The sequence below is a fragment of the Actinomadura flavalba DSM 45200 genome (assembly GCF_000374305.1).
GTDB classification, from domain to species: domain Bacteria; phylum Actinomycetota; class Actinomycetes; order Streptosporangiales; family Streptosporangiaceae; genus Spirillospora; species Spirillospora flavalba.
Window position 1 is genome coordinate 1,449,687 of the sequence record NZ_KB894093.1, and the last position, 16,947, is coordinate 1,466,633.

A 16,947-nucleotide genomic window follows, 5' to 3' on the forward strand; every position below is an offset into this window, starting at 1 on the left:
CGGACCACCCGGTCCGGCGGCCCTTTCCGGTTATTTCAGGAGGCGGGACATGCGGCGGTCGGCCAGGGGCTTGCCTGCTGTCTGGCAGGTGGGGCAGTACTGGAGGGAGGAGTCGGCGAAGGAGACCTCGCGGATCGTGTCGGTGCAGACCGGGCATTTCTCGCCGGTGCGGGCGTGGACGCGGAGGCCGGTCTTCTTCTCGCCCTTGAGGTCCTGGGCGGCCAGGCCCGCCGAGCGGGTCACCGCGTCGTTCAGGGTGTCGAGGATGGCCCGGTGGAGGGTGTGGACGTCGTCGTCGGTCAGGGTCGCGGCGATCTTGAAGGGGGACATGCGGGCGGCGTGCAGGACCTCGTCGCTGTAGGCGTTGCCGATGCCCGCGACGATCTTCTGGTCGCGCAGCAGGCCCTTGATCTGGGTGCGGCGGCCGTTGACGATCCCGGCCAGGGTCTCCTCGGTGAAGTCGGGGGAGAGCGGGTCGGGGCCGAGGGACGCCACGCCGGGGACCTCCGCCGGATCGCGGACGACGTAGACGGCCAGGCCCTTCTTGGTGCCCGCCTCGGTGAGGTCGAAGCCGGTGCCGTCGTCGAGGTGGACGCGGAGGGCGAGGGGGTTCTTGCCGCCGGGGCGGGGCGGCCTGGCCGGGAACTCCTCGCGCCAGCGCAGCCAGCCCGCGCGGGCCAGGTGGACGACGAGGTGCAGCCCGTCGACGTCGAGGTCGAGGAACTTGCCGTGCCGCCCGACGCCCGTGACGGTCAGTCCCGCGAGGGCGGTGATCGGCGGGTCGTAGGTCTTCAGGGCGGAGATCGCGAGAACATCGACGCGGGCGACGGCGTGGCCGACCGCGCGCTCCCGGAGGAAGCCCGCGAGCGATTCCACCTCTGGCAGCTCAGGCATGCCTCCAGTATCCGCGATCCACAGCCCTGTGGAAGCCTGTGGACACTCCTGTGGAAAACTTTGCGATCCGCTGCGGAGACGGGCATTCCGGGGCCATAACCTCGACAAAACCCGACATTCGCCCTGTGGTGCCGGGTGTCCGGCCTGTGCGTGGGTTGTGGATAACTTCCCGGTCGCCGCCCGTGACCGGCCTCACGCAATAACCCCTAGGGGGTATGGGTTGCAAGCGAGTAGCCGCTGTGCCAGAGTAAGGCCGACGAGATACCCCCCTGGGGTAATAACGAAGGAGCGACCCGCATGAGCACCGCCACCTACACCGTCACCGGGATGACCTGCGGCCACTGCGTCTCCTCCGTCAAGGAGGAGGTCGGCGAGATCACCGGGGTGACCGGCGTCGACGTCGACCTCACCACCGGAGCCGTGACCGTGACCAGCGACGCCCCCCTCGACGACGCCCGCGTCCGCGCCGCCGTCGAAGAGGCCGGATACGAAGTGAAGGCATGACATGAACACCGCGACGAAGCTCGGCGGCTACGGCGCCGGTCTGGCCGCCCTGTTCGCGGTCGCCCTGGGGGCCGGCTCGCTCGCCGGCCCCGTCGGCGCCGCGCCGGAACGGGACGACCACGGGCACGGCGGCCACACGGCCCCCGCCGCCCAGGCCGGGGGCGAGGCCCTGCCGGGCGGCCTCCAGGTCTCCCAGGACGGCTACACCCTCACACCCGAGACCACCACCGTCCCCGCCGGGAAGAAGACCGACTTCCGGTTCACCGTCACCGGCCCGGACGGAAAGCCCGTCACCCGCTACACCGCGCTGCACGGCAAGGAACTCCACCTCATCGTGGCGCGCCGCGACCTGTCGGGCTTCCAGCACGTGCACCCCGTCCGCGACGCGAAGGGCGTGTGGAGCGTCCCGCTGACGCTGCCGGACGCGGGCACGTACCGCTTCTTCACCGACGTCCACCCGCAGGGCGCCGGGGAGCAGCTCACGCTCGGCACCGACGTGAACGTCCCCGGCCACTTCACCCCGCGCGACCTGCCCGCACCGGTCCAGGTGGCCGAGGTGGACGGTTACGAGGTCCGCCTGGACGGCACGCTCAAGCCGGGCCAGGGCACCGAGCTGACGCTGACCGTCAGCCGGGACGGCAGGCCCGTCACCGACCTGGAGCCCTACCTGGAGGCGTACGGCCACCTGGTCGCGCTCCGCGACCGCGACCTGGCCTACCTGCACGTCCACCCGGACGGCGCCCCCGGCGACGGTGAGACCCGCCCCGGTCCCGGCATCACGTTCCACGCCGAGGCACCGAGCACCGGCGCCTACCGTCTGTACCTGGACTTCAAGCACGCGGGCCGCGTCCGCACGGCCGAGTTCACCGTCCACGCCGGGCAGGCGCCGCCCACCGCGCCCACGCCCGCCGAGAGCGGGCACGGCGACCACCGGCACTGATCCGACGAGCCGACGAGCAGGGAGGAACCCGCGATGAGCACCGACGCCGGACCAGGCACCACCGGCCGCATCGAGCTGGCGATCGGCGGCATGACCTGCGCGTCGTGCGCCGCCCGCGTCGAGAAGAAGCTGAACAAGATCGACGGCGTGACCGCGTCGGTGAACTACGCCACCGAGAAGGCCCGCGTCGAATACCCCGAGGGGGTGGCGGTCGAAGAGCTGATCGCCACCGTCGAGAAGGCGGGCTACACCGCCGAGCCGCCCGCCCCGCCCGCCGCCGCCGACACCGGCGAGGAGCCCGACGAGCTGCGCCCGCTGCGGCAGCGCCTGATCACCGCCGTCGTCCTGTCGGTGCCGGTCATCGCGATGGCGATGGTCCCGGCGCTCCAGTTCGAGGCGTGGCAGTGGCTCTCGCTGACGCTGGCCGCGCCCGTCGTCGTCTACGCGGGCTGGCCGTTCCACCGGGCGGCCTGGACGAACCTGCGGCACGGCGCCGCCACGATGGACACGCTCGTGTCCGTCGGCACGCTCGCCGCGTTCGGATGGTCGCTGTGGGCGTTGTTCTTCGGCACCGCCGGAGAGCTCGGCGTCAAGCACGGGTTCGAGTTCACCATGACGCGCTCGGACGGGTCGATGAACATCTACCTGGAGGCGGCGGCGGGCGTCACGGCGTTCCTGCTGGCGGGCCGCTACTTCGAGGCGCGGTCCAAGCGGCGCGCCGGGGCGGCGCTGCGGGCGCTGCTGGAGCTGGGCGCCAAGGACGTCGCGGTGCTCCGCGACGGCCGCGAGGTGCGCGTCCCGGTCGAGGAGCTGACGGCGGGGGACGTGTTCGTCGTCCGCCCCGGCGAGAAGATCGCCACCGACGGCGTGGTGCAGGAGGGCTCGTCCGCCGTGGACGCGTCGCTGCTCACCGGCGAGTCCGTCCCGGTCGAGGTCGCGCCCGGCGACACGGTCGCCGGGGCGACGGTGAACGCGGGCGGGCGGCTGCTGGTGCGCGCGACCCGCGTCGGGTCCGACACGCAGCTCGCGCAGATGGCGCGGCTCGTGGAGGAGGCGCAGTCGGGCAAGGCGGAGGTGCAGCGGCTCGCCGACCGCGTGTCGGGGATCTTCGTGCCGATCGTCATCGCGCTGGCGGCGGCGACGCTCGGGTTCTGGCTCGGCACCGGCACCGGCGTGGCCGCCGCGTTCACCGCCGCCGTCGCCGTCCTCATCATCGCCTGCCCGTGCGCGCTGGGGCTCGCCACGCCGACCGCGCTGCTGGTCGGGACGGGACGCGGCGCGCAGCTCGGCATCCTGATCAAGGGGCCGGAGGTGCTGGAGTCGACGCGGGCCGTCGACACGGTCGTCCTGGACAAGACCGGCACCGTGACGACCGGGCGGATGGCGCTCGTGGACGTCGTCACCGCCGACGGCGTGGACGCCGACGAGGCGCTGCGGCTGGCCGGGGCGCTGGAGAACGCGTCCGAGCACCCGATCGCGCGGGCCGTCGCCCGGGGCGCCGCCGAGCGCACCGGCGACCCGGCGCCCGTGGAGGGCTTCACGGCCGTCGAGGGGCTGGGCGTGCAGGGCGTCGTGGACGGGCACGGCGTGCTCGTCGGACGGCCCCGGCTGCTCGCGGAGTGGTCGCAGCACCTGCCCGCCGACCTGGAGAAGGCGCTGGACGAGGCGCAGCGGCGCGGCCACACGGCCGTCGCGGTCGGCTGGGACGGCGCCGCCCGCGCGGTGCTGACCGTCGCCGACCAGGTGAAGCCGACGTCGGCGGAGGCGGTCGCGCGGCTGCGCGGACTGGGCCTGCGCCCGGTGCTGCTCACCGGCGACAACGCCGCCGTGGCGCGGACCGTCGCGGACGCGGTCGGCATCGACGAGGTCATCGCGGACGTCCTCCCGCAGGACAAGGTGGACGTGGTCAAGCGGCTCCAGTCCGAGGGCCGGACGGTCGCGATGGTCGGTGACGGCGTCAACGACGCGGCGGCCCTCGCCCAGGCCGACCTGGGCCTGGCGATGGGCACCGGCACCGACGTGGCGATCGAGGCGTCGGACCTGACGCTCGTCCGCGGCGACCTGCGCGCGGCGGCCGACGCGATCCGGCTGTCCCGCCGCACGCTCGGCACGATCAAGGGGAACCTGTTCTGGGCCTTCGCCTACAACGTCGCGGCGCTGCCGCTGGCGGCGGCGGGCCTGCTCACCCCGATGATCGCGGGCGCGGCGATGGCGTTCTCCTCGGTCTTCGTCGTCTCCAACAGCCTGCGGCTGCGGCGCTTCAAGGCATGATCGGGGCGCCGTGCGGCCCGTCCCGGACCGGGGCGGGCCGCACGGTCGTTCTCAGCGCTGGGGCGGGATCAGCGTGCCCGCCGGGAGGGCCTTGACGTGCAGGCCCCGGCAGGACGGGCAGGTCTGGTCGACCCAGGGCGGGAGGCTGGCCTGACCGGCGAGGGTCCAGGCGACGTGGTCGCCGCCGTGGCCGTCGTCGGCGTGGCGGGCCTCGAAGACCCGTTCCCACTCGCCCCGGCAGAGGGCGCAGTGGAACCGCCACTTCTCGAAGATGACATGGATGTCTCGGATGCCCATGGAGATTCCGTTTCGGTACGCGAAGGAGCACGGCACGGAAACCGGGCCGAGACGCCCGGAACCACACGGGCGCACGGCCCGCGCGCGTCTACGTACGGAAGATCTCCAGCTCGATGAGCAGCGCGGCGCCGGGCGTGCGCGCCGTGTGCGGCGCCGCCACGCGGTGCGTGGAGTACGCGGGCGCCGGGACCGGGACCGTCGCGGCGGGCGTGTACGGCAGCAGCGGCCGGACGGTCGAGCGCCGCAGGGAGCCGAACCGGGCGGTGTCGGCCGAGCCGCCGCCGTCCAGCGTCGGCGGTCGCTCCGCGTCACCGGGCGCGCTCACCGGGACGAGCGGGGGCGGCGGCACGGTCCCGGGCGCCGCCACGGCGGCGGCGGGACTCGTGAGCGTCAGCAGCCCGGTCAGGACCACCAGCCACAACACCACCGGAAGACGGCGCCCCGGGGCGCTGCGGCGGGCTCGGCTGGCTGTCACACGAGAGAACGTACCTCACGTTCGGTTCATCGAACCTTACTCGAAGTGACGGAACGTGCGGCGCCGGTGTCGGGTCTCAGTCACTCCCGGTGACGTCGTAGCGCAGGGCGTCCACGGCGCCGAAGCCCATCAGCCGCTTCAGGTACGGCGTGCGGACGGTCTTCACCCGCTCGAACCCGTAGCGCTCGTACAGCGCCTTCGCGCGCGGGTTGGTGTCCACGACCTCCAGCCGGACGTAGCGGCGCCCGATCCGGCGCGCCTCCGCGACGGTGCCGTCGAGCAGCGCCGTGCCGACGCCGCGTCCGCGCGCCCGGCCGGAGACGGCCAGGGTGTCGAGGAGCAGTTCGTCGGGCCCCGGCCGGTCGGACTCCAGCAGGTAGCTGAGCAGCAGCCGCCAGCCGCCGCGCAGCGGGCCGAACGCGCGGGTGAGGCGGCGCCGGTCCAGGCGGAGCGCGGGCGCGGTGCCGGGCTGGAGGCAGGCGATGCCGAGCAGGTCGCCGCCGTCCCATGCGCACAGGACCTGGTCGGCGGCGAGGCCGGCGGCGATGAGGTCCGTGGGCCGGGCGCCGCCGAGGACCGGGCTGAGCTTGCGGGCGAAGCCCTCCCAGTACAGCTCGGCGGCGGCGGGCCGCGCCGGATCGGGCAGTCCGCGCTTCACCTGGACAGTCGAAGTGCTCATACAGGAGGAAACGAACGGACGATCAGCGCGGATTCCGGGCCTACGGCCAATTCATCGTCAAAGAGGAACATCCCAGAAGTCGATCTCGTGCCGCATTCCGGTCAGGAACAGCTCCCGCGCCCGCTCCGGATCGGGGTCCGCCTCGTCGATCATCACGGCGACGCGGCGGGTCAGCTCCGCGAACCCCGGGTCGGCGTAGGTGTCGACCCAGCGGCGGTAGCGGGGCTCGTCCGGCGGGTCCTCGGCCAGCCGCGCGCCGAGCGTCGAGTAGCCCCACATGCACGGGTACAGCGCGGCCAGCCCCTCGCCGTAGGACGCGGCGCTGTCCAGCAGGAACCCCGTGTACGCCGCGCACGCCGGACCCTTGACGGGGTTCTCCAGGTTCGCGCCGAACGTGCCGGACAGGTCGCGGTGCAGGTCCAGTTCGTCGTGGAACGTAGCGTGGGCCAGGTCGACGAGGTCGCCGACGTGCGCGTCCGGTGCCTGCCAGGCCAGCCGGGAGAACACGCGCACGTAGTCGAGGAGGAACAGGTAGTCCTGTTCGAGCCAGGAGCGGAACACCGCCTCGTCCAGGTCGCCCCGGGCGATCCCGGCGACGGTCGGGTGGCGCAGTTGCTCCTCGACCAGGGGGCGGCCGAGGTCCTCCAGCTTCGCGGCGAGACTCATGCCCGGATCATCGCAGGTGGCCGGACATGCGGAAGGCCCCGCCCGGAGGCGGGGCCTGTCCGTGACCGATGCGGGGGTCGCCTCTCGGCGAGACGCACAACACGGTTCCAGCCGAACGGTATTCCGTGAAGGCAATGGTTGGAGCCCGGGGACACCAGCCGCATCGATCAATACCTGTAACCGACCAGGCCCCCCGGATTGTTCCCACCACGCCTGGCGAGATGCACGCCACACCGCATACGTTTACCCCCACCCCCTGGAGAAGGATCAACACGGATGATGGTCACCCCCGGCCGCCTGGCCGCGCTCGTCCTCGCCCCGGCGCTCCTGCTCGGCGCCGCCGCCTGCGGAGGCGACGACGACAAGCCGTCCGCCGGGTCCACGCTCCCCGTCACTCCGACCACCCCCGGCGCGGCCCCGGGCACCCCCGGCCAGACGCCGGGCGCCCCGGGCGCCACCCCCGGCGTCCCGGGCCAGACGCCGGGCGTCCCCGGGCAGACGCCCGGCGCCCCGGGCCAGCAGAACCCCGGCGGGGGGACGAACAACGGCGGAGGCGGCGGGAACGGCGCCCGTCCCACCCCGCCCGCCATGAACGCCTTCCTGGCCTGCATGCGGCAGCGCGGCATCGACCTCAAGCCCAACCAGGCGCTCCCGCCGGGCACGGACGAGAAGAAGATGCGCGAGGCCACGCTGGCCTGCGTCGGCCACCTGACGGCCACTCCCAAGGCGGGCTGATCGAGAAAGTCGCCCGCGAGGCTTGACCTCAACTTTTCTTGAGGTCCGAAGCTGGTCTCCGAAACGCACCCCAACGCGTGAGGAGACCGGCATGACCGCCGCCACCGTCCAGGCCCCGCCCATCCGCGTCGCCGTCATCATCGGCAGCACCCGCCAGGGCCGCTTCGGCCCCACCGTTGCCCGCTGGTTCACCCGGCGCGCCGCCGAGCGGGACGACGTCGTCCTCGACGTCGTGGACACCGCCGAGGCGGTGATGCCGCACACGTTCGGCACCGCCGCCGACGACGCCGGGTTCGCCGCCGCGACCGCCAAGCTCGCCGCCGCCGACGCGTTCGTCGTCGTCACGCCCGAGTACAACCACAGCTACCCCGGCACGCTGAAGAACCTCATCGACCAGCACGGCGCCGAGTGGCACGCCAAGCCCGTCGCGTTCGTGTCCTACGGCGGGCTGTCGGGCGGGCTGCGCGCCGTCGAGCACCTGCGGCCCGTCTTCGCCGAGCTGCACGCGGTCACGATCCGCGACACCGTCAGCCTGCACCAGCCGTGGAGCCTCTTCGACGACTCCGGCGAGCTCGTGGACGGCCAGCGCGCCATCGCCGCCGCCAAGACCCTCCTCGACCAGCTCACCTGGTGGGGCGCCGCGCTGCGCGACGCCCGCGCCGCCCGCCCGTACGGAGCCTGACACCATGACGACGACCCTTCCCGCCGCCGAGGCCGCCCCCGCGCGGCCCGCCGGCCCCCGCCCGATGACCGTCGCGCTGGTCCTCGTGCTCGGCGGCGTCATGTCCGCCCTCGACCAGACCGTCGTGAACGTCGCGCTGAACCGGCTGTCGGCCGAGTTCGGCGCGTCGCTCGGCACGATCCAGTGGGTCGTCACCGGCTACTCGCTCGCCCTCGGCGCCGTCATCGGCGTCTCGGCGTGGGCGGTCGGCCGGTTCGGCGCCAAGCGCCTGTACCTGACGGCCGTCGCCGCGTTCACCGCCGGGTCGGTGCTCGCGGGGCTCGCGTGGAACGTCGAGACGCTCGTCGCGTTCCGCGTCGTGCAGGGCCTCGGCGGCGGCATGCTGATGCCGGTCGGCATGACGATCCTCATGCGGGTCGCGCCGCCGGACCGGTTCGGGCGGCTGATGAGCACGCTCGGGCTGGCGATCCTCGTCGGGCCGCTGGCCGGGCCCGTCCTCGGCGGCTACCTGATCGACGAGCTGTCGTGGCGCTGGATGTTCTACATCAACCTGCCGGTCGGCCTGGCCGTGCTGGTGCTCGCCGGGCGGATCTTCCCGGCCGACACCGACCAGGAGCGCCGCCCGCTGGACGTGCCCGGCCTGCTGATGCTGTCGCCCGGCCTGGCGCTGCTGATCTTCGCGGTGACGTCCGGCGGCGAGGGCGGCGGGTTCCTCAAGGCGCACGTGCTCGTCCCGCTGCTGGTGAGCGTCGTGCTGCTCGGCGCGTTCGTCCGGCGGGCGCTCACGGCCGCGCACCCGCTGCTGAACCTGCGGCTGTTCCGGCAGCGGACGTTCGCGGCGGGCGGCGGCACGCTGGCGCTGTTCGCCGCCGGGTACTTCGGCGCGATGATCCTGCTGCCGCTGTACTTCCAGGTCGTCCGGGGCGAGAGCGCCACGATGGCGGGCGCGCTCGCGGTGCCGTGGGCGCTGGCGTCGGGGCTGACGATGCAGGTCGCGGGCCGGATCGTGGACCGCGTCGCGATCGGCCGCTACCTGCCGTTCGCGATCCTGCTGGCGCTGACCGGGTTCACGCTGTTCATGCTCCAGGTCGGCGAGGACACCCCGTACTGGCGGCTGTGCCTGACGATGGTGCTGATGGGCGCGGGCGGCGGCGGCACGCTGATGCCCGTCATCACCGCCACGACCCGGAACCTGCCGCGCGCCGACACGGCGGCGGGCAGCACGACCGTCAACCTGATCAACACGACCGTCGGCGCCGTCGCGATGGCGGTCATGGCGGTGCTGCTGTCGTCGCTGCTGCCGGTGGCGGGCGGCCTCCAGGAGCTGCACGGGCTGACGGCGGCCCAGCACGCGGGGCTGGCGCCGAGCCTGGCGGACGCGTTCCAGCACGCCTACCTGATGCCGATGGCGCTGATCGCGCTGTCGATCGTCCCGGCGCTGTTCCTGCCGCGCACCAAGCCGTGACCTAGAGGTTGTGGGTCCGGCGGAACAGGCCGTCCGGGTCGTGCTCGCGCTTGATCCGGGCGAGCCGGGCGTGCGCGTCCGGGGTGAACGCGGCCCCGACCTGGTCGGGCGTGGCGGCGGCGCCGTAGAGGAAGTTCAGGCTCGTCCCGGTCGCGCGCGGTTCGAGGGCGGCGCGGACGCCGTCGTGCAGCGGTGCCACGGCGGACACGTCCGCGCCGTCCGGGATCGCGGAGAGGACGCCGGCGAGGTGGACGGCGTCTCGTCCGCCGACCGCGCTCGGCTCCGGCTCGCGGGCGAGCGCGCCGCCGACGTGCCGGAACGTCAGCACCGCCGGGGTGCCGGCGCCCGGTCCGGCCAGGTCGAGCAGAGCGGTGCCGGTGGCGTCGTCGAGGCCGTCCAGGAACCGGAACGTGCCGTGGAAGGCGGACGGGAACGTCGGTTCCGCGTAGATCGTGTGGCTGTCGGAGTACGGCATCTCGCGGACGTTCTCCACCAGCCGGGGCGCGACCGCGCGGAGCGGCGCGACGAGCCGTTCGCCGTCCTCGGCGCTCCCGGTGTAGGCGATGCGGACGTGCGCGACGTGCCGTCCGCGCAGCGGCCCGGGCAGTCCCGGCACGTCCGGCAGCGGCACGACGGCCAGCGACGACGTCATCTCCTCCGGCACCGTCTGCGTCCACGCCCGCCAGGCCGCGAGGACGGCCGGGACGTGCGCGGCGTCGAAGTACAGCCCGCCGCCGTACAGCCGCGCGACCGGGACGAGCCCGACCTCCAGCGCGGTCACGACGCCGAAGTTCCCGCCGCCGCCGCGCAGCGCCCAGAACAGGTCGCCGCCGGTGACGCGGCGCGCGGTGCCGTCGGCGGTGACGATCTCGATCGCGCGCACCCGGTCGGACGCGTACCCGTAGGTGCGGGCCAGCAGCCCGACGCCGCCGCCGAGCGTGTAGCCGACGGCGCCGACCGTGGGCGTCGAGCCGTTGAGCGGCGCGAGCCCGTGTTCGGCGGCCGCGCCGACGACGGCGCCCCAGCGGACGCCCGCCTCGATCCGGGCGGTCCGGGCGTCCGGGTCGATCCGGACGCCCGACAGCTTCCGGGTCGCGATGAGCAGGCCGCCCGCCGCCGCGTCCGGCACGCCGTGCCCGGTGGCCTGCACGGCGACGGGCACGCCGTGGTCGGCGGCGACGCGGACGGCCGCCGCGACGTCGGCCGCGTCGGCGGCGACGACGATGACGTCCGGCGTGCGCGGGCGCCACGTCTGCATGCCGACGCGCTCGGTGTTGTAGCCGTCGTCGCCGGGGCGCAGCACGGCGCCCTTCACCTGTCCGGTCAGTGCTTCGTGGATGGTCATGGCGGAGTCCCCCTGTCGCGTTCACCTTCCAGTCTGGGAACTCCGCGTCCATGCGTCCAATAGATGGATCGGCTATGTGTTAGAAGAAATGGTTATGCCGACTTGGCGAAGCCGCCGTCCACCGCGTAGTCGCTGCCCGTGGTCGCGGCGGACCGGGGCGAGGCGAGCAGCGCCACGACGTCCGCGACCTCCTGCGGGTCGACCAGGCGGCCCACCGTCAGGTTCATCATCTCGGCGGCCGACTTCGTGAGGACGGTGTCCCGGTCGGTGCCGGTCGCCGCCGCGAGGACGTCGCCCGCGCCGCCGTCGCGCGTCCACCAGTCGGTGAGCACCGGTCCCGGCGACACGGTGTTCACCCGCACGCCCTGCGGCGCGAACTCCTCCGACAGGCCCTGGGCGAGGTTGTTCAGCGCGGCCTTGGCGGCGTTGTAGTCGTAGTTCATCGGCCCCGGCACGCGGGCGTTGCCGGACGAGACGTTGACGATCGCCGCCGCGTCCCCGGCGAGCAGGTGCGGCAGCGCGGCGCGGATCGTCCGCACGACGGCGACGAGGTTGAAGTCGAGCATCGCGTGCCAGTCGTCGTCGCCGACGGACGCGAAGCCGAAGCGCGGCAGCGTCACGCCGGGCGGGGGACCGCCCGCGTTGTTGACCAGGACGTCGAGCCGCCCGAACGCGGCGACGGTCTCGTCGACGGCGGTCGCGGGGGCGTCCGGCCGGGTCAGGTCGAGCGGCACGTGGACGAGGGACGGCCCGGCGAGCTCGGCCAGCCCGCCCGGCGTCCGGGAGACGGCGGCGACGCGGGCGCCCTCGGCCAGCAGGGTGCGGACGACGGCGAGGCCGATGCCCTTGGACGCGCCGGTGACGAGCGCGACGCGACCGGCGAGCTGGAGGTCCATGCGGGTTCCTTCCGTAGGGTTCGCGGGGAGAACCCCGGAGGGATCGGACGGGTTGCACGCGCTTATCTTGGACATGTAATATCCAGAATATGCGGATGAGCGAAGGCGTCGAGTGGGCGATGCACAGTTGCCTCAACCTGAGCTGGGCCGAGCCCGGCGAGGCCGTCACCGCGCGCCGGCTGGCCGCCTTCTACGACCTGCCGCCCGCCTACCTCAACAAGCAGCTCCAGGCGCTCGCCCGCGCGGGCATCCTCAGCTCGGTCTCCGGCCCCCGGGGCGGATTCCGGCTGAACCGGGCGCCGGAGCAGATCTCGCTGCTCGACATCGTCGTCGCCATCGAGGGCCCCGAGGACGCGTTCCGCTGCGAACAACTCCTGCGCAAGGGGCCGGGCGGAAGCGACGACGTCGACTACCGCGCGCACTGCGTGATCTCCCAGGAGATGCGGGCCGCCGAGCTGGAGTGGCGGCGCGCCCTGGCCGGGCGGACGCTCGCCGACGTGCGCGCCACCGTCGAGACGCGGTTCCCGCACACGCCCGAGGCGACGCGCGACCGCTTCGTCAACGCGCCGACCTGAAACGGCTTCGGCCGCCGCAAATTCTGGACATTCTAGATACTAGATAGGGACAACCATGGATCTCTCCTCCGCCCTCCAGCCCTTCGGCACCGTCCATACCCCCGGCGACCCCGGCTTCGACGCCGCCCGCCGCCCCTGGAACCTCGCCGTCGACCAACCCGTGGACGCCGTCGTCACCGCCCGCGACGCCCGCGACGTGATCGGCCTCGTCCGGTACGCCGCCGGAGCCGGGCTCACCGTCACCGCGCAGCCGAGCGGCCACGGCGCCACCGGACGCACCGGCGGCACGGTCCTGCTCCGCACCGGCGCCCTGGACACCCTGGAGATCGACGCCGCCGCCCGCACCGCCCGCGCCGGCGCCGGAGTCCGGTGGGGGGACGTGCTGAGCGCCGCCGCACCGCACGGCCTGGTCGGGCTCGCCGGCAGCTCGCCCGTCGTCACCGTCACCGGCTACACGCTCGGCGGCGGGCTCGGCTGGTTCGCGCGGCGGCACGGCTTCGCGTCCGCCGCCGTGCGCGCCTTCGACGTCGTCGCCGCCGACGGCACCCCCGCCCGCGTCACCGAGGCGTCCGACCCGGACCTGTTCTGGGCGCTGCGCGGCGGAGGCGGCGACCTGGCCGTCGTCACCGCGCTGGAGTTCGACCTGTTCCCCGCCCCGCACCTGTACGGCGGCCGGATGCTGTGGCCCGCCGCGCGGGCGCGGGACGTCCTGGACGCCTACCGCGAGGTCACCGCCGCCGCGCCCGACGCGCTCACCGCCTGGTTCGACCTGCTGCACTTCCCGGGCGGCGATCCCCTGGTCGCCGTGGACGTCACCCACCTCGGCACCGACGCCGAGGCGCGGCGGCTGCTGCGCCCGCTGGAGTCCGTCGGCGGCGCGCTCTCCGACACGCGCGGCCCGCTCGCGCCCGGCGACCTCGGCACGATCACCGACGAGCCCACCGACCCGGCGGCGGGCGTCTCACGGGGCGAACTCCTCACGTCCCTCGACGCCGACGCGCTGCTCGCCGAGCCGATCGCGCCGCTGCTCAGCGTCCAGGTCCGCCACCTCGGCGGCGCCCTGGCCGCGCCGTCCGGCGGCGCGGCCGACCCGATCACCGAACCGTTCTCGCTCTACCTGTTCGGCCTCCCGCACCTGGGCGACATCGCGGCGGCGCAGGACGCGCTCGTCGGCCGCCTCCCGGTGACCGGCCGCAAGCCGTTCACCAACCTCGCCCGCGACGAGTCCGCGTCCGACGCCTTCGTCCCCGCGACCCTGGACCGCCTGCGCGCCCTCAAGAAGGACCGCGACCCGAACGGCACCCTCCGCTCGAACTTCCCGCTATGACGCGGCCGTGAAGCGCGCGGCCGGTTCGCCGCGCAGGTGGCCCGCGGGCAGGCGGCGGCCGGACAGGGCCAGCAGGAGGTCCTGCGCGGCGCCGGTCAGCGGGGCGCCCGCGCCGGACGACCAGGACAGGTCGTCGGCGCGCAGCTCGACGCCGTCCAGGTCGACGCCGAAGTACTTCAGCGCCCGTGGCCGGGCCGCGTCCGTCAGCAGGACCTCCACCCGCTCCGGCGGCACCCGCCGGTCCAGGCCGAGCGCGACCGTGACGTCCAGGCCGTGGATGACGTCGTGCGCCAGCGCCGCCTCCGGGCCCGAGCCCGGCGGCGTCCACGGGTGGTCGACGTTCGCGGCGAGCAGCGCGGCCAGCTCGCCCGGGGAATGCGCGACGGCGGCGGCGCGCGCGTCCCGGTCCGCGAACCGGTTGAAGCGCCCGCCCGCCCGGACCATGCCCAGCGCCACGCGCGGCAGCGACAGCCGGTAGGGCATCGTCATGTGCGCCACGACCTCGCGGACGCGCCAGCCCGCGCACAGCGTCGGCTCGTCCCAGCGGTCGGCGGGCAGGTCGGCCAGCAGCGACGCCAGCTCCCCGCGTTCGGCGGCGGTGGCGGCCCGTACGTCCATGATCGTCTCCTTCGTGCCGAGGATCTTCACCCCACCGACGAACGGGAACCCGCCCGGACGGACACCCCTACTCGATCTCCGCGATCCGGCGGGCGAGGAACCGCCGCTCGGGCTCGGTCGGGGCGAGCGCCAGCGCCTCCCGGTACGCGGCGGCGGCCTCGGCGGCGCGGCCGAGGCGCCGGAGCAGGTCCGCGCGGGTCGCGGGCAGCAGGTGGTAGCCGGGCAGCCGGTCATCGAGCCCGTCCAGCAGGGCCAGGCCGCGCTCGGGCCCCTCGGCCATGCCCACCGCCACGGCCCGGTTCAGCGCCACCACCGGCGTCGGGACGAACACGGCGAGCCGGTCGTACAGCGCGGCGATGCGCGGCCAGTCGGTCTCGGCGGCCTTCCGCGCCGTCGCGTGGCAGGCCGCGATCTCCGCCTGCACCTGGTACGGACCCGGCCGTGCCTCCCGCCGCGCCGCGCGCAGCACGGCGACGCCCTCCGCGACGGCGGCGGCGTCCCAGCGGGACCGGTCCTGGTCCTCCAGCAGGACGAGATCGCCCGCCGCGTCCAGCCGCGCGTCCCGGCGGGCGTCGTGCAGCAGCATCAGCGCCAGCAGCCCCGCCGCCTCCGGCTCGCGCGGCAGCAGCCCGGACAGCACCCGCGCCAGCCGGACGGCCTCGGCGGACAGGTCGCGGCGCACCAGCGCGTCCCCGGCCGACGCCGCGTACCCCCGCGTGAACAGCAGGTACAGCACCGCGAGCACCCCCGGCAGCCGCTCGGGCAGCAGGTGCGCGGGCGGCACGCGGTACGGGACGCCCGCGTCGCGGATCTTGCGCTTGGCGCGGGTGAGCCGCTTGGACATCGTGTCCTCGGAGACCAGGAACGCGCGCGCGATCTCGGCCGTCGTCAGGCCCGCCAGCGTCCGCAGCGTCAACGCGACGCGGGCGTCCATCGCCAGCGCCGGATGGCAGCAGGTGAACATGAGGCGGAGCCGGTCGTCGGGGACGTCCTCGGCGTCGCCCTCGGGGACGATCCGGCGGAGCTTCGCCGCCCCGGCCGCGTCGCGGCGCAGCCGGTCGAGCGCGCGGCGGCGGGCGGTCGTCGTCAGCCACGCGCCGGGACGGCGGGGAACCCCGTCGCGCTCCCAGCGCTCCAGCGCGCGGGCGAACGCGTCCTGCACGCACTCCTCGGCCAGCTCCCAGTCGCCCGTGAGGCCGATGACGGTGGCGAGCACCTGCCCCCACTCGTCGCGGAACGCCGCGTCCACGGCGCGGCGGACCTCGGCGGCGCCGGTCACGGGCGCAGCACGGGCCGGATCTCGATCGTCCCGTACGCGGCGGCCGGATGCCGCCCGGCGACCTCCACGGCCTCGTCCAGATCCGCGCACTCGATCAGGCAGAACCCGCCGATCTGCTCGCGCGTCTCGGCGAACGGGCCGTCGGTCAGCAGCACCTCCCCGGCCCGCCGCCGCACGGTCGTCGCGTCCGACGGCGGGCGCAGGCCCGCGCCGTCGCGGAGCACGCCGCGCGCCGCCATCTCGTCCGCCCACCCGTCGCAGCCGTCGGCGGCGTGCGCGGCGGCGGACTCGTCCCCGCAGATCAGCAACATGTACTCCATGCGTCCCAGCGTCCCGCACGGATCGGGGCGATGTCAGCGCTCGCCGGTACGGAACGTGCGGCGGTAGGTGTCGGGCGGGACGCCCACGGTGCGGTGGAAGTGGCGGCGCAGGGTGGTGGCGGTGCCCATGCCGGTCGCGGTCGCGATGGCCGCGACGGGGTCGTCGGTGGTCTCCAGGAGTTCCTGGGCCCGGCGGATGCGCTGCACGTGCAGCCACTGCAACGGCGTCGTGCCCGCGACCTGCCGGAAGTGGCGGCCGAGGGTGCGGGAGCTCATCGCGGCGCGGCGGGCCAGGTCCTCGACGGTCAGCGGGCGGTCGAGCCGTTCGATCGCCCAGGGGAGCAGGGCGGCGAGCGGATGGTCGGGCCGTTCGGGCAGCGGCGCGGCGATGAACTGCGCCTGGCCGCCCGCGCGGTGCGGCGGGACGACGAGACGGCGCGCGACCGCGTTGGCGACGGCCGAGCCGTGGTCGAGCCGGACCAGGTGCAGGCACAGGTCGAGCGCGGCGGCCTTGCCCGCCGAGGTGAGCACGGTGCCCGCGTCCACGTAGAGCACGTCGGGATCGACGTCCACGCGGGGGTGGCGGGCGGACAGGACGTCGGTGTGCGCCCAGTGCGTCGTGGCGCGGCGTCCGTCCAGCAGCCCGGCGGCGGCCAGGACGAACGCGCCCGTGCACAGCGCGGCGACGCGGGCGCCCGCGTCGTGGGCGGCGCGGACGGCGTCGAGCAGGGCGGGCGGCGGGGGGACGTCCACGTCGGCCCAGGCGGGGACGATCACGGTGTCGGCGTCGGCGAGCCGGTCGAGCCCGTGGTCGGGTTCGAGGAGGAATCGTCCGGCGCGCACGGCGTCCGGCCCGCAGCCGACGAGGTCGTACCAGGGGCCGGTCACGGCGGCCGGGGCGGGACCGAACACCTCGAACGCCACGGACAGCTCGAAGTGCAGCATTCCGTCGGTCATGGCGACCGCCACGCGCTTCATG

At 74.6% G+C, this 16,947-nt stretch carries 19 protein-coding genes; 8 read left to right on the forward strand and 11 right to left on the reverse strand.

From position 1 onward, the window contains the following. Positions 1-30: 30 nt before the first annotated feature. Positions 31-894, reverse strand: coding sequence for an Fpg/Nei family DNA glycosylase (locus C229_RS0106600; RefSeq protein WP_026313505.1), 864 nt, complete (start codon positions 892-894; stop codon positions 31-33). A gap of 297 nt (positions 895-1,191) precedes the next feature. Here C229_RS0106600 and C229_RS0106605 point away from each other — a divergent pair, with 297 nt between their 5' ends. From C229_RS0106605 to C229_RS0106615, 3 genes are read left to right on the forward strand one after another with little or no spacing between them, the layout of a single operon-like run. Then, positions 1,192-1,398: a heavy-metal-associated domain-containing protein gene (locus C229_RS0106605; protein ID WP_018654291.1), complete on the forward strand. Its 207-nt coding sequence runs from the start codon at positions 1,192-1,194 to the stop codon at positions 1,396-1,398. Between the two features lies 1 nt (position 1,399). Next, positions 1,400-2,338 carry a cupredoxin domain-containing protein gene (locus C229_RS0106610; protein WP_018654292.1) on the forward strand — a complete coding sequence of 313 codons (939 nt, stop codon included), beginning with the start codon at positions 1,400-1,402 and terminating at the stop codon, positions 2,336-2,338. 33 nt (positions 2,339-2,371) lie between these two features. Continuing rightward, entirely contained in the window at positions 2,372-4,609 is a 2,238-nt protein-coding gene (locus C229_RS0106615) for a heavy metal translocating P-type ATPase (RefSeq protein WP_018654293.1), read from the forward strand. Positions 4,610-4,660: 51 nt separating this feature from the next. On the opposite strand, the gene C229_RS0106620 is transcribed toward C229_RS0106615, so the two are convergent. The 4 genes from C229_RS0106620 to C229_RS0106635 form a co-directional block, all read right to left on the reverse strand. Next, positions 4,661-4,906: a hypothetical protein gene (locus tag C229_RS0106620; RefSeq protein WP_018654294.1), complete on the reverse strand. Its 246-nt coding sequence runs from the start codon at positions 4,904-4,906 to the stop codon at positions 4,661-4,663. 88 nt (positions 4,907-4,994) lie between these two features. Next, a complete protein-coding gene (locus C229_RS0106625) occupies positions 4,995-5,381 on the reverse strand; it encodes a hypothetical protein (RefSeq protein WP_155884623.1) in 387 nt (128 codons plus the stop codon). Positions 5,382-5,457: 76 nt separating this feature from the next. Then, the gene (locus C229_RS0106630) at positions 5,458-6,060 is read right to left on the reverse strand and encodes a GNAT family N-acetyltransferase (RefSeq protein WP_026313506.1); all 603 of its coding nucleotides are present in this window, start codon (positions 6,058-6,060) and stop codon (positions 5,458-5,460) included. A gap of 57 nt (positions 6,061-6,117) precedes the next feature. Beyond that, positions 6,118-6,726 carry a TenA family protein gene (locus C229_RS0106635; RefSeq protein ID WP_018654297.1) on the reverse strand — a complete coding sequence of 203 codons (609 nt, stop codon included), beginning with the start codon at positions 6,724-6,726 and terminating at the stop codon, positions 6,118-6,120. A 276-nt stretch (positions 6,727-7,002) separates the two neighbouring features. Between C229_RS0106635 and C229_RS34070 the strand changes: the two genes are divergently transcribed. The 3 genes from C229_RS34070 to C229_RS0106650 all read left to right on the forward strand — a co-directional run bounded on the left by C229_RS34070 (position 7,003) and on the right by C229_RS0106650 (position 9,608). Then, positions 7,003-7,461: a hypothetical protein gene (locus C229_RS34070; RefSeq protein WP_026313507.1), complete on the forward strand. Its 459-nt coding sequence runs from the start codon at positions 7,003-7,005 to the stop codon at positions 7,459-7,461. A 91-nt stretch (positions 7,462-7,552) separates the two neighbouring features. Further along, positions 7,553-8,143 carry an NADPH-dependent FMN reductase gene (locus C229_RS0106645; protein WP_018654298.1) on the forward strand — a complete coding sequence of 197 codons (591 nt, stop codon included), beginning with the start codon at positions 7,553-7,555 and terminating at the stop codon, positions 8,141-8,143. A gap of 4 nt (positions 8,144-8,147) precedes the next feature. Continuing rightward, on the forward strand, positions 8,148-9,608 hold the full coding sequence (locus tag C229_RS0106650) for a DHA2 family efflux MFS transporter permease subunit (RefSeq protein WP_018654299.1): 1,461 nt from the start codon (positions 8,148-8,150) through the stop codon (positions 9,606-9,608). A gap of 1 nt (position 9,609) precedes the next feature. Here the strand turns inward: C229_RS0106650 and C229_RS0106655 are convergent, their stop codons facing one another. Both C229_RS0106655 and C229_RS0106660 read right to left on the reverse strand, forming a co-directional pair. Then, positions 9,610-10,953 (reverse strand): FAD-binding oxidoreductase, encoded by a 1,344-nt coding sequence (locus C229_RS0106655; RefSeq protein WP_018654300.1) that lies wholly within the window; start codon positions 10,951-10,953, stop codon positions 9,610-9,612. Positions 10,954-11,045: 92 nt separating this feature from the next. Then, a complete protein-coding gene (locus C229_RS0106660; RefSeq protein ID WP_018654301.1) occupies positions 11,046-11,849 on the reverse strand; it encodes an SDR family NAD(P)-dependent oxidoreductase in 804 nt (267 codons plus the stop codon). Between the two features lie 95 nt (positions 11,850-11,944). On the opposite strand from C229_RS0106660, the gene C229_RS0106665 reads away from it, so the two are divergent. Both C229_RS0106665 and C229_RS0106670 read left to right on the forward strand, forming a co-directional pair. Beyond that, the gene (locus C229_RS0106665; RefSeq protein WP_033423938.1) at positions 11,945-12,424 is read left to right on the forward strand and encodes an RrF2 family transcriptional regulator; all 480 of its coding nucleotides are present in this window, start codon (positions 11,945-11,947) and stop codon (positions 12,422-12,424) included. A gap of 55 nt (positions 12,425-12,479) precedes the next feature. Then, positions 12,480-13,751 carry an FAD-binding oxidoreductase gene (locus tag C229_RS0106670; protein WP_018654303.1) on the forward strand — a complete coding sequence of 424 codons (1,272 nt, stop codon included), beginning with the start codon at positions 12,480-12,482 and terminating at the stop codon, positions 13,749-13,751. Here the strand turns inward: C229_RS0106670 and C229_RS0106675 are convergent. The 4 genes from C229_RS0106675 to C229_RS0106690 form a co-directional block, all read right to left on the reverse strand. Then, positions 13,746-14,369 (reverse strand): maleylpyruvate isomerase family mycothiol-dependent enzyme, encoded by a 624-nt coding sequence (locus tag C229_RS0106675; RefSeq protein ID WP_026313509.1) that lies wholly within the window; start codon positions 14,367-14,369, stop codon positions 13,746-13,748. The two genes, C229_RS0106670 and C229_RS0106675, sit on opposite strands and share 6 nt — an antisense overlap. A 67-nt stretch (positions 14,370-14,436) precedes the next feature. Continuing rightward, entirely contained in the window at positions 14,437-15,648 is a 1,212-nt protein-coding gene (locus C229_RS0106680; RefSeq protein WP_018654305.1) for an RNA polymerase sigma factor, read from the reverse strand. Next, positions 15,645-15,968, reverse strand: coding sequence for a YciI family protein (locus C229_RS0106685; protein ID WP_018654306.1), 324 nt, complete (start codon positions 15,966-15,968; stop codon positions 15,645-15,647). Before C229_RS0106685 ends, C229_RS0106680 begins: the two co-directional genes overlap by 4 nt. A gap of 33 nt (positions 15,969-16,001) precedes the next feature. Continuing rightward, positions 16,002-16,946, reverse strand: coding sequence for a helix-turn-helix domain-containing protein (locus C229_RS0106690; RefSeq protein ID WP_018654307.1), 945 nt, complete (start codon positions 16,944-16,946; stop codon positions 16,002-16,004). Position 16,947 lies beyond the last annotated feature (1 nt).